The sequence below is a fragment of the Sphingobacterium sp. BIGb0116 genome (genome assembly GCF_024808035.1).
In the GTDB taxonomy this organism is placed as follows: domain Bacteria; phylum Bacteroidota; class Bacteroidia; order Sphingobacteriales; family Sphingobacteriaceae; genus Sphingobacterium; species Sphingobacterium paramultivorum.
In genome coordinates this window covers 107,479-120,002 of sequence record NZ_JANUDT010000008.1, presented here as the reverse complement: position 1 = coordinate 120,002, position 12,524 = coordinate 107,479, and the positions used below count along the sequence as shown (strand labels likewise).

Annotated in this window: 8 protein-coding genes; 1 reads left to right on the top strand and 7 read right to left on the bottom strand. The window is 41.9% G+C overall.

The genetic code is table 11. From position 1 onward, the window contains the following. Positions 1-102: 102 nt before the first annotated feature. The 5 genes from M2419_RS18640 to M2419_RS18620 all read right to left on the bottom strand — a co-directional run bounded on the left by M2419_RS18640 (position 103) and on the right by M2419_RS18620 (position 10,667). Entirely contained in the window at positions 103-3,354 is a 3,252-nt protein-coding gene (locus tag M2419_RS18640) for a TonB-dependent receptor (protein ID WP_153847095.1), read from the bottom strand. Between the two features lie 207 nt (positions 3,355-3,561). Then, positions 3,562-4,527 (bottom strand): DUF1735 domain-containing protein, encoded by a 966-nt coding sequence (locus M2419_RS18635; protein ID WP_159730634.1) that lies wholly within the window; start codon positions 4,525-4,527, stop codon positions 3,562-3,564. A 30-nt stretch (positions 4,528-4,557) separates the two neighbouring features. Continuing rightward, positions 4,558-6,132, bottom strand: coding sequence for a SusD/RagB family nutrient-binding outer membrane lipoprotein (locus tag M2419_RS18630; protein ID WP_159730636.1), 1,575 nt, complete (start codon positions 6,130-6,132; stop codon positions 4,558-4,560). Positions 6,133-6,160: 28 nt separating this feature from the next. Continuing rightward, positions 6,161-9,241: a SusC/RagA family TonB-linked outer membrane protein gene (locus M2419_RS18625; RefSeq protein ID WP_182330220.1), complete on the bottom strand. Its 3,081-nt coding sequence runs from the start codon at positions 9,239-9,241 to the stop codon at positions 6,161-6,163. 295 nt (positions 9,242-9,536) lie between these two features. Next, entirely contained in the window at positions 9,537-10,667 is a 1,131-nt protein-coding gene (locus M2419_RS18620; RefSeq protein ID WP_182330222.1) for a TlpA disulfide reductase family protein, read from the bottom strand. A gap of 275 nt (positions 10,668-10,942) precedes the next feature. Between M2419_RS18620 and M2419_RS18615 the strand changes: the two genes are divergently transcribed. Continuing rightward, positions 10,943-11,293, top strand: coding sequence for a helix-turn-helix domain-containing protein (locus M2419_RS18615; protein ID WP_120333559.1), 351 nt, complete (start codon positions 10,943-10,945; stop codon positions 11,291-11,293). Between the two features lie 60 nt (positions 11,294-11,353). On the opposite strand, the gene M2419_RS18610 is transcribed toward M2419_RS18615, so the two are convergent. Both M2419_RS18610 and M2419_RS18605 read right to left on the bottom strand, forming a co-directional pair. Next, the gene (locus tag M2419_RS18610; protein ID WP_182330223.1) at positions 11,354-11,665 is read right to left on the bottom strand and encodes a hypothetical protein; all 312 of its coding nucleotides are present in this window, start codon (positions 11,663-11,665) and stop codon (positions 11,354-11,356) included. A 159-nt stretch (positions 11,666-11,824) separates the two neighbouring features. Next, the gene (locus tag M2419_RS18605; RefSeq protein ID WP_159730640.1) at positions 11,825-12,514 is read right to left on the bottom strand and encodes a hypothetical protein; all 690 of its coding nucleotides are present in this window, start codon (positions 12,512-12,514) and stop codon (positions 11,825-11,827) included. Between the last annotated feature and the right edge of the window lie 10 nt (positions 12,515-12,524).

Sequence of the window (12,524 nt, the reverse complement as noted above, 5' to 3'; positions counted from 1 at the left end):
AACGGCAAAGAGCAGTCTGTAGGACTATTTTTACAATACTGGAGCTATTAACACGGGGTTTTCCTTGATATTCCTATGCACAATAGCTCATCGATCCTGCTATTAGAACGTTACTTTCACACCAAGGTTATATGATCTCACCAATGGATAAAGCCCATAATCCACACCTGGAGTCAGGTTGCCGCGTTGATTATAATCCGGTTCCGGATTGTAGCCTTTGTATTTAGAAATCGTAAATGGATTGTCCACTGTCGCGTAGACTCTTACCCCAGAAAGTGTTAGTTTTTCTGCTAGGCTTTTGGGAAGATTATAACCCAAAGCAATATTTGTCATACGCAAGAATGAACCGTCCTGCAGATAAAAATCGGAAAGACGTGTACTGTTACTTTGCGTACCGCCACGCGAGGCACGGTAGACTTTACCATTTCCCGGATTTTGAGCCGAACGGTAGCGTTGTGCGACATCCGCATACTGATTGCCGGAACCTTCCATATTGTAGAGGTAATAATCATAGCCATCCAGCACTTTATTCCCTTGGGAGCCATTAAATGATGCGCGTAGATCAAATGCCTTATAGCGTGCGTTGACGGCAAAGCCATAGGTAAAATTAGGATGCGGATTGCCGATCACACGTTTATCGGCGTCATTGACGATACCATTGCCATCTACATCTTCAAAATAAAGATCTCCAGGTTGTAGCGGAGTTGTTGAAGCCGCTGAAGGTGCGACAGTTTTATAGTTTTCCTCTGTTGCAACCCCCAGAACTTTAAAACCATAGAACATACCAATTGGACTTCCTTCTTGTGTAATATGCGTTAAGTAGGAGCGTTCAGCACCATTCGTCAAGATGGTAGAAGCCCCACCAAGATCGAGCACTTTATTTCTGTTGACATTGATATTTCCACTGAATCCTAATTCAAATTCATTTTTGCGAATCAGTGTTGCATCAATCTGTAGATCAAAACCTTTATTCTGCACCTTCGAATTTGGCAGATTGGTCAAGATCGTTGTTGATCCAGATACAGCGGAGAGTGGCTGGTTGAATAATAAATTGAAGGAACGGCTCAGGTAGAAGTTGGTCATAATGTTGAGGCGGCCTTTCAACAAACCGAGATCAAGACCGGCGTTGTATTGCGAAGTTGTTTCCCAGCTCAATTTTGGATCGAGTAGATTGCCTGCCGTATAAGAGGTCTCTACTTTATCCCCAAGGATCACACCCGCTGGTGAGTTGATCACGGATATCGCATTGTAATCACCAATATTATTATTTCCACTACGACCCCAGCTCGCTCTTAGTTTGACTGTCGATTGTTGCCCTAACCAATCCGTATAAAACTCCTCTTTGGAGAGGGTCCACCCGGCTGAAACCGATGGGAAAGTTCCCCATTTACTGTTCGGTCCAAAGCGCGACGAACCGTCTGTACGAATGGATGCCGAAAGGAAATATTTCGAATCAAAGCTGTAATTTACGCGGCTGAAATAAGACTGGAGCGTTGTTATACGTTTGAACGTATCGTCTTTTAGCAATTGGAAATTAGAAGGATCGGCTCCCTTATCTGTAATTTCCCCAATTGCATTATTATTAAAACCGTTGGCTCTCACACCTTGATAATCGTAATCTGTTCGTTGAGCCGAATAGCCCAATAAAGCGGATACCTGATGTTTACCACCAAAGGTCTTGTTATAGTTTAGCGTTGTTTCCAGCAATTTGTCCAATTCATTTTTTGTCTTGGCATCTGCATAGGCAGCAGAAATTGCCTGCGGTGAAAACGGTTTGTTGTTTCCATCGGATATACTTGTCGGACGGAAATAATCATACTTCTCGTCATAAGTAGACAGTCCACCGTTTACTTTTAGATTTAGGCCGTCAATAATGGAAAAATCAGCAAAGGCGTTGTATAGCCCCCTCTTTCCACGACGGTTGTTTTTAATCTCAGTAACATAAGCCAATGGGTTTTCAGGGTTCTGGATACCGTAATTATTCGCCGAAAGATCGGCCATCAGGTATTTGGCATAGGTTCCATCTTCATTATAAACCGGCAGTGTCGGCAGATAGATTAAAGCTGCCATAGACGGACTTCTGTCGTAACGGCCTGTCGTCACCTCGTTATTGTCGTTATATGTAAACGAAACATTTGCGCCGACGGTCAACCTCTTGCTTACTTTGCTATCGATATTGGCACGAAAATTAAAGACTTTTTGATCCGTCCCAAGCATGATCCCTTGTTGATTCTGATAAGATCCACTTAGGAAATAGCGATTTTTTTCGTTACCGCCATACGTAGAGAGATTATGACGTTGGAAAGGAGCATTACGGTATAAGGCATCCTGCCAATCCGTATCATATTTCGCTTTTTTTGCTGTACCGGACGCAAAGTCATAGTAGTCTTCAGGAATACTTACTGAACCGGCATTTCCGACATTGGCGATACGCGTTTTATTATCATCAAAGCGTCTACTATCACTCCAAGCAATCCCTTTCGTAGCCAGAAGGTCTTTATAGGAATTGTTACGACCATCAATCAAAAGATCAATAAACTGTTCCGAATTTAAAACATCGATTTTCTTGGAAAGTTGACCAAAGCCCCCCAATACTTCGTAGTCCACATTACTTTTACCTTCCTTGCCACGCTTGGTCGTAATCAATACAACACCACCAGCGCCACGAGATCCATAGATCGCTGCAGAAGCGGCATCCTTTAAAACATCGATAGACTCAATATCATTGGGGTTGATATTTAGATTGTTCCCTGCTGGATAACCATCAATAACGTACAATGGATCCGAACCAGCATTGATCGATCCCATTCCGCGAACACGCATTTTGGTCCCATCGTATGGAGCACCACTTGTTTGCATCACCTGTACGCCCGCTACTTTACCAACCAATGCCTGGGATAATTTTGGTGCGCTCAAATTAAGTTCCTCGGCCTTAACGCTAGCGATCGCGCCAGTGACGTCCGACTTTCTGATCCGCTGATATCCGATAGAGATGGTCACCTCTTCCAGTGTGTTTTCATCGGTCTGTAGAGAAAATATCTGCCCATTGGATTGGGTAACAGCTTGCACAAGTCTGCTATACCCAATAAAAGAAATACCCAGGTTATCACCCATTTCGGCTTCGATCTGAAAATTTCCTTTTTCGTCAGACTGAACAGATTTTTTACTTTTCAAATTTTGAACGGTTGCTCCTGCGACAGCATTTCCTTGGGCGTCAACGACACGGCCTTTAACGATCCCCTGTGCATACGTAAATTGTGACGTGGTTAGTGTGAGCGATTTGGCTTGAACAGCGGGTGAGCTCGCTGCAATGGCACATAACAACCAAAAGACATTGTTGGCTTTAAATTTCATAAGTAGCGCATTTGATTTATGGGTACAAGATTACAAATGCTATATGAAGGTAGGGTCAATAAAACATTAACAGTTTTTAACTAAACCGAGTTAGCAAGCTACGGAAGCTTAACAAAAAGGTAATACGAAAAAGGCGACTGTGTACTCAGCCGCCCTGCAAAATAGCTATAAATATATTAAAAAAGTGCTGCGGAAACCTCGTATCAACTAACGCGTTTTTTTGAACGTATAAATCTCCGTAAATTTCCCCCGCCGCCCGGAAGGCTGGACAAGATAATACGTCACATGTATGGTCTTAGTTGCTGGATCATAATAGTTATTTGCCGTATTGTCGATCTCGCCATACCGTCCACTACTATTGGTACCCTGTCCATAATAGTTTGCCACCCCTGTGACCTTATTCGTTGCATTGTCAAACGTGAATATCGGGCTCCAATTGCCGAAATATGAATTTGATCCCCCTGCGTTAAAGTAATAGGAATGCGGAGAACTACCGTTATTGAAGGTTGTATAATTAATTTCACTGGTATTACCTGTGAGCGTAACCAGATTTGCGGTCTGTGGATAGATTCCCGTGAATGCAGCATTAACATAGTCCTGATAGGTTCCTGTGACCTCATAAATACCATCGTATTTATTTTTTATCGACACCGCATAAACCCCTTCGGCATAATTTCCGCTGATCTTTCCTCCTGTCGCAGACTGGATCTGAACGCCAAGCGCATAGGATTTGGTAAAATCGATGGCAGTAAAACGTGGAGGATAAATTTTAATATTCAAGATAGCTTCTTTTGCCCCTTTGGGGATGATAACATCATAAGTGTCCACAGCATATAAACGAGTAGGCAATGCTTCATATTTAGATTGCCAGGCCAGGTTGTATTTTTCAACAGAGCCGTCGTTTATTTTCAAGGTTAGCTTCAGCTCTTCTGTGGCACCCTGTGCACCTGTCAACTGAACTTTTACAGGCAGCGTCACAACGTCCAGGGCTTCAAAAACAGTCGTCACAGCACGGGCAATTGCCGTACTGCTTGTCCGTGCTGGAAGTACAAGCTGCACGATACCTGAACTTCCACCATCTTCAAAGACACCTTTTTCTTTCACGCAGCCCCAGAGCGTCATACTCAAGGCGACAGCTGCCACGCCTAATAGTGATTTTTTATTTATTTTCATTGATTTTCAAGCTTTAGTTGATGATGTTGATCAATTGATATCCCAAAAGATTGGATCCGAAAATCCATTCGTCAATTTGGGAACGTTCGCATTTAAATTTATTTCAGTCTGTGGATAAAGATTGCGTATTGGAAGTTTATCTGTACGGGGCGAACCCGATTGGACCGATGCAAATGTTTCCGTGGCAACTTGCGAACCATTGACAATTTTTGGATATCCTGTACGGCGAAATTCGTTCCAGGCCTCATGACCATGGAAAAAATTCAAAGCAATATATTTCTGCGTGATGATAGCCTCCAACCGTTGTGCGGTTGTGGTAGCCAATGCGTAATTGACAAGATAATTTGTACTATTTTCTGTTTTATAATTCGCAGCATCGTTAGCAGGTACCTGTCCTGTTGCTAACGCGTTAGTCGCATTCTTTTCCAGATAAGTAAATGAAGCTAAAATGCCTTTTTCGAAGTTGGCTGATGCCGAGCCACTAAGCTCGTGCCCATATAGAGCTGCCTCGGCCAATAAGAAATATGTTTCCGAAGCAAGAAATATAGGTAAACCTGCGGTACGTCCTTTCAATACACCTAGGGCATCTGCACTTCCTGTTCCAACATACCAGACATAGTCATCAGAATTGGGATTATTAACTTCATCGCCGAGCTGACCGATGGATGTATTGGGGAAATTTCGGAACGTAAGCTTGCCCCGTTTTTCATCGGTTATTTTACGACCGTCATAGAAGGTAAACAGATATTTAGAAGGCACATAATAATTGGCTGCCGTCGAAATTGAACCAGCAGTTGAGCTATGAAAAGTTGCAAATAGGGGGTTCTGTGTTGCCGTGGCCTGATATCCGGGATCTACGAGTACATCATCGATCAGAAATCCATCCGTCGAGAATTTACTAAAAGCCGATTGGACAAAGCTGTCAATAGAAGTGCCTCTTGCCCGCACCAAAAGACGCAATTTAAGGTTGTTAGCAAACTTAATCCAGTTATCGAGATTACCAGCAAACACCGGATCGGTCTTTTTCGATAAACTCCGGTAATTTAGATCACCTTTATACTGCTTAATATCCGCGATAATTGCATCGAGCTCGGTAACCAAAGCTTGGTAAACGACTGCATCATCGTCAAACTTAGGAGCCAAGTTGTTATCTCCTTGGAGCGCTTCCGTGTAAGGAACATCTCCGTAGGCATCGACAAGCAACTGATAATTGAATACTTTAAAAATGCGCGCTATATCACCAAAAAATTTATACTCGGGACTTTTTTGTGCATAATTGATAATAAACTGATAATCGCGAAGATTGTTGAACACATTGTTCCACAATCCAACGTTGGTATTGGATGTAATGTTATAGGTATATGTATCTCCATAACCGCCAATTCCGCCACCTGGAAGCTGATATCCAACCAAAAATGCGCCATAAGAATGATAGCTAACAATATTGGAAGCTGTGCTCGCGATCGCCTGCGTCAACACCAGGTCGGGTGTTATGGTCGCTTCGGTTGCCGCATTGGGATTTTCATTGATATCCAATTGCGAGCAAGAAGATAGTGCAATGATTATCCCAAGAGACAATATATTTTTCAAATGTAATTTTTTCATTGAGAATAAGTGTATGATAGTTCACTAGTTAAAAAGTAAGTGACAGTGTAGCCCCAAAATAGCGTGTAGGTGGAGTCTGCCCTGTCGTCGAGACCCCTATGGCATTGTTATCATTGGCACTGTAATCGGGGTCGGTATACTCGTTGGATTTAGGGGTAAATAGCAAAAGATTACGTCCTTGGATGCTGACCGAAGCAGCTTTAACACCTTTTAGGCGAGAAAGGATACGCTGTGGTAAGCGGTAGGAAAGCGAGGCCTCGCGCCATTTCCAATAATTACCAGAAATCACATAATTGCTGTACACACCTCTATTGTATGTGCCCGAAGTCCAAAATCCAGCTCCACCGTCTGAAACTGTAATATGATCATTAGTTACATATTGACCACTGGTAGCATCTAAATAAGAGGAGTTTGGAAAGACAAACGCCTCCCGGTTGTAGTAGGCACTTCGAGCCGATGACCCGCCAAAATCAAGCGTGCTACCGAGGTCTATAGCGGCAAATTTGTACCCACCACGATATTCAAAAAGGGTGCTGAAAGAGAAATCCTTCCAGCGTAAAGAAAGGTCAAGGCCCAGACGGTGCCGTGGTGTGGTATTGCCAAGTATCTTACTTTCAGAAGCCACGGAAGGGTAACCTGTATTTGCATCGACGATGACACGGCCCTGTTCATCACGAGCATAATCTGAAACGATGATCTGATTCACCTCCAGGCCCTTCTGTCCATAGATCACACTACTTCCATTAATAGAAATACGATCTAGCCCGGGGTAAAGATCCTGTAAGATGTTTTTATTGTGCGTATAGTTTCCGCCAACTGTTAGTTGGAAATCCCTGCTACGAATAGGCGTGATATGCAAAGCGGTTTCGATCCCCTCGTTCGTTACTTTACCCGTATTGACATAAAATTGAGAATAGCCGGAGGAAATCGCTATCCCGGCAGGAATCGCCTGTCCTGTTGTTCCTGTATGATAGTACGTGATATTTGCATCAATGCGGTTATCCCACAATCTAAAATCGGTACCAAACTCAAACCCTGTAGTAATCTCTGGTTTTAAATTAGATGAAATAATGCGGCTTCCCTGAGAAAAGAATGTTCCGCTACTATATCCTGTAACTGAGGAGAAGGTAGGTACCAGCGAGTAAGGATCCACGTTGACATAGCCAGTGCGCGACAGACCACCTCTCAACTTCCAGTAATTGACAATCGAATTGTCTTTTAGTTGCTTAAAGGCATCCGTTGGAATGAAAGACAAGTCTACAGAAGGGTAGAAATAAGATCTATTTGCTTTGCTGAGGACTGATGTCCAATCGTTTCGGCCTGTAGCATGTAAGAAAAGGTAATCTTTGTATCCGACCAAGAGGTCACCCCATACCGCAAATGTACGTGCCAGGGTATTCGATTCGCTGGCGCCAGCTTCCCCGATTCGGTTGGACACATTGTAAAGCCCTGGGATTTCAAGACCCGATGCCGAAACAGCTACCGATTTATATCGTCGGCTAATAGCAGTACCGGTCAGATTAAAATTGAAAGAGAAGTCATTGACATCTTTTTTTATCCCTATCTGAAGATCATGGTTGATACGGGCACTGTTATATTCGGTGTCCGAAACACCACCCGCTAAATTGGTACGTCCAATAGTATTGACAGAATAGCTCGAATAAGTCTGTTTGGGTGAAACAGATTTTGTATCATACCATCGGTTGGAAATTGAGGGTCTATAGGTAAACTCTAACCAAGTTGTCGGACGATACTTTAATTCGATTTTGGCTGTCAGATAGCTGTTTTTTGTTTTCGACCGATAATTATCCGCTGTCCAATAAGGATTTAAGTACCAAGGATTGTACCAGCCATCAGGTGTCGCAAAGGGATTATTGACATAGTCTTTGTAGCTCAATAATGGAATATTGGCTGGAGTCTGTGTTAACTGCGTATAAATGGAGCTTGTCGCTGAGGTAATATCATAAAAGTTCTCGACATAACTCGCTGAATAATCCAGATTCAGATTGGGATAAAAAGCTCTTGTACCGTTTAAACGAAAAGAGATCCGGTTGTATTTATCGCCGGGAGTTGTTCCTCGACCGGTAAGATATTGACCGGCGATGTATTGCGAAGATTTATCATTTCCGGAGGAGATCGAAAGATCAGTTTGGTTATTGCGGCCGACATTCCAAAAATCAAAACGATCATTACGTGCTGAATAAGTACCATATTGCTGTTCCCCATTTTCCAGCGGATTACCGATCGCAACGGTAGACCCGTCGAAAGCAGGACCATACTGTTGGTTTTCTTCGGGGTTGTAGATCTGTGTACCCGAAGTGGATCCTGCACCAAACTTATCCTGTAACTTCGGAAAGAAACTGATTTCTTCCAACGTAAAGGTATTACTCAAGTTGATCGCGGTACGTCCCGCCTGTCCTTTTTTCGTTGTAATGATTAACACCCCATTGGATCCTTCAGCTCCATACGCAGCAGCACCTGAAGCTCCATTCAGAACCTGTACATTTTCTACATCTGCAGGATTAATATTGTTGAGCAGATCACTGCTCACAACAGCATTATCCAACACGATTAAAGCTGTATTGTCGCCCAATAAAGATCTGTTTCCTCTAAGCACCAACCGGTAATTAGGGTTCACACCACTGCTGATCTGATTAATCTGCAATCCCGGTACCTTCCCCTGAAGCCCCCCAGCAATAGTCGGTGATTTCCCTTGGGTGAGATTTTCGCCGGTGACCTGCGTTGTTGCATAGCCCTGCTCGCGGGGAGTCCTGAGAATCCCCCCTGCTGATACCACAACTTCATCCAATACAGATTCCTCTTTCAGTAACACAACATCCAACGATGATCGTCCTTTTAAATCAATGTGACGGACCTGATAGCCTATGAAGCTAAATATAAGTTTTTCGGAAGCAGCGACACGGATGCTATATTGACCATCTCTACCTGTTTGTGTGGCCTCCTTCGTATTCTCCACCCGGATAGAAACTCCAGCCAAAGGAGTACCATCCGGTGCAGATACAATTCCGCTGACTTTACGAGAAGACTGTGCCTGAACATGGATGGCAAAGAGGATCCCCAACAAAAAATAGATTAATTTTTGTTTCATTGTAATTTTCGATTAATAAAAGTGTAGCATGTCACACAGGGACAAGGCAATGCCCTAGGGGCATTTGCTCAGCATCCCTTTTTGCGACAAAAAATATAACAACATGAGGTAAACCCCATATCGTCAATAAATAAAATAGAGGGAGTAGTTTAGACCTACATATATGGAATAGGCATGCACATTCGTGCTTGGGAAATATAGACTGAATCAACAAAATGCACTGTCGTCGTAGCAATGGATTTTTTACGGGATAAAATCGATAACTGTCTTTTCATAAATTCTGTATGTTTACTGTTTAATCAACGATATATTTAGAAAGTTGGAGTTCCAAATCTTCACCACGAAGGTTTTTGGCAATTATTTTTCCATTGGGATCGATCAGAAAATTTTGAGGAATCGATCGGATATTATAAAGCTTAGCGACCTGGTTATCCCAAAAATTAAGATCCGAAACCTGATCCCACTCTAATTTATCATCTGCAATAGCCTTTAGCCAATTGTTCTTTTTGCCAGGTTGATCTAAAGATACGCCGAGCACGGTAAATTTTTTGTTTTTTAGGGCATGATAAGCTTTTACGACATTTGGATTTTCATGACGGCAGGGACCACACCAACTTGCCCAGAAATCCAACAACACATATTTACCTCGATAATCAGCAAGGGAAATATTTTTACCTTCTGGGTTAGCTTGCGTAAAAGCCGGAGCAATCTGTCCGATCGACGTCGCTTTGGTTTGATCAATCTGTAGTGCAAAAGCTTTTCCTTTTTCTGAATGACGTATTTCTGGACTGAGCTGTTTGAAATATCGATCCAGGTCCTCAGCTTCGGGAGCATAGCCTACGACCTCTGCAATACGGTCTAGGCTGACGAAAGAATTGGGATTCTCTGAAATAAAGGTTTCCAGGATTTTTTTATTCTCAAGCTGATAGTTTTCGCTGAGCTGTTCGATTTCCTTTTTGAATTCGGGGGAGTTTCGTTGCTCTTGGCTTGCCGAAAAATATTTTGTATTCAGCGCATCACGCAAAGGGGCAATTTTTTCAAGCCGCGTCTTTAATTGGCTAAGCTCCGTATTTGTCTTTCCTCCTTGAACCGATGGATTTTTCAATGAATCGGTAGACTGAACCTTGATCGCTGTGTTTTCAAGATAGAACGTCAGACTTTTTGAACGTTGCGCTAAGGCCAGTGTTTTACCTATCGTAAGGCTAGCTATTGTCGGATCGGCAATCGTATAATTGAATTGAAATGTTCCGTTTGAACCGATGATAACCGAATCGGCTATGCGTTGTGTACCATTCCGATAGCTCAGAAAAGCTTTGTCCTGCGTTGTATAGCCAGTCACTTGACCGTTTAGCAGGGCAGTTTTATGCTGCGCCATAATCGCTGTAGAGAAAGTGAGCGATGCAATCAATGTAAATACTTTAGTCATATGTTTATTTTTTAATAAAAACTACTAAATAAGTAGACTACTCAAAAATAAGGGGTTTGACTATTCATTTCCAACAGTTAGGTAGAAAATATTCCTATATTAAATGGTGCTATGAACATTTAATACGCCTTAGCGGGAAAGATTTTTCGAGGAGGTAACAGTAGTTTTGAAATAAATAAAAATAAAGACTACCATATAAGTAGATTATATTTTCAAATTACTTATCTTTGGCTATACCAAACCCTGTGTTCACATTAATTTGAATTGTACTAACCATGAGCAATGTTACATCACAAGAAATTATCAAAGCCGTTAAAGAGCGTAGGAAATATCTCAAGATATCACAACGGGCAATGGCTGAACAGCTATATATTTCCTTAAAAGCCTATCAGAACCTTGAGATTGGAACGACGAAGATAGACATTGAACGTCTACAGCAAATTGCGGATATATTACAAACGGATATGAATAGCTTGATCAATCCTCCGACAGCTCAGATAAAGGGAGAAAAATTACCCTTAGCAAAGGAAAAGCAGCTTTTACGGGACAAAGAAAGTTATATTTCTTATTTGGAGGAAAGTTTACAATTCTACAGAAATCTTATTAAGGAGAATAATCTGATGTAGCTAAAGAGCTTCAAATTAGAAAAGGTATGCTTGACATTCTTTATGAAATTCATAGACCACCTAGCGCTTTCGTATGGTGACGCTATAAATCCGGAAAATCATCAAAGCCAGGGTTGCAGCAAAAAGAATATTGCCGATCAATTTTAGAGGTTCAAATTCATGGTATCCGACCTGCTCATTAAGATCTGGGCTATAACCGCTTCCTTCCCTATAAAATGTCCAGGGAAATCCTATCGTCAAGCTGCCGTCAACATCAAGTTGATTATGATAGAAACAAGCGGTCAAAATAGCAAAAACACCAATAGTCCCAACAAGAATTTTGCATAATACTGGTACTATTGATGTTTTTCGTTGTTCAGGTTTTGCATGCATGATTAAATATAGCAATTCATTTTGATTGCATGTTATAATCACTATCGTTGCCCTATTAATGACTAGTTAGGTTTAAACATTTTGATCCTCGTATTTTACAAGGTTGATCAAACTTAACATAGCATTATGCTGTATGTGTTGTTTTATCTCTCACTATCATTAATTGAATTTCTCATGTCCCATCTTTCTATCAACCGGATAAAAAGAATACCTTCCTTCCACATTTCTGACGACCAACCTATTTTGCTGAATGAGTCCATACAGCACATTTTTCAAATGCCTTGGATAAATCTGGAGATGAACCTGCCCCGTTTCCTTAACTTTCCGAAACAGTTGCCAAGGAGCTGCGCCATGCACAAAGAATTCCAGATCCAATAGCCCTTCAATCTTTTGGCGCACATGTAACATCGCATCCGATTCAAGCTGGATATCCTTTTCAGCTTTCCATTCCTCAAATTGCAATGCAATTGAAGACTTTTTTTGAGAGACAAACTGCCAAGGAATTTCAATAGAATAATGCCATCTGACCTCGTCCTCTTCAATATGAAGACGGACGAGACGTTCTTCGGTAACTTCATATCTTTCGCGATGGAATTCCATCGGTTCAATGCATGAGCTCATGTATATTCGATCCAGCAAGATCGATTCCTGGGTCAAAAAACTTCGTACCTGATACATTTTTTCAAAGTCTAAATATGCATGATCAGGTCTACCAACCAGGAACGACAGTTCTTCAGGTCTCCAGCCCTTTTCTATCCTCCGTTTTAGATAGGTGTACCATAGTTGAAAATCGTGCGAATACATCATTCCTCCAAAAGATACCTTTAGTCTAGATACTTTTTTCATCATTATAGTGTAC

What these genes read in the sequence shown, in the direction of transcription:
- M2419_RS18640 (WP_153847095.1), bottom strand. Translation starts at nt 3,354, where the DNA reads ATGAAATTTAAAGCCAACAATGTCTTTTGGTTGTTATGTGCCATTGCA.
- M2419_RS18635 (WP_159730634.1), bottom strand. Translation starts at nt 4,527, where the DNA reads ATGAAAATAAATAAAAAATCACTATTAGGCGTGGCAGCTGTCGCCTTG.
- M2419_RS18630 (WP_159730636.1), bottom strand. Translation starts at nt 6,132, where the DNA reads ATGAAAAAATTACATTTGAAAAATATATTGTCTCTTGGGATAATCATT.
- M2419_RS18625 (WP_182330220.1), bottom strand. Translation starts at nt 9,241, where the DNA reads ATGAAACAAAAATTAATCTATTTTTTGTTGGGGATCCTCTTTGCCATC.
- M2419_RS18620 (WP_182330222.1), bottom strand. Translation starts at nt 10,667, where the DNA reads ATGACTAAAGTATTTACATTGATTGCATCGCTCACTTTCTCTACAGCG.
- M2419_RS18615 (WP_120333559.1), top strand. Translation starts at nt 10,943, where the DNA reads ATGAGCAATGTTACATCACAAGAAATTATCAAAGCCGTTAAAGAGCGT.
- M2419_RS18610 (WP_182330223.1), bottom strand. Translation starts at nt 11,665, where the DNA reads ATGCATGCAAAACCTGAACAACGAAAAACATCAATAGTACCAGTATTA.
- M2419_RS18605 (WP_159730640.1), bottom strand. Translation starts at nt 12,514, where the DNA reads ATGATGAAAAAAGTATCTAGACTAAAGGTATCTTTTGGAGGAATGATG.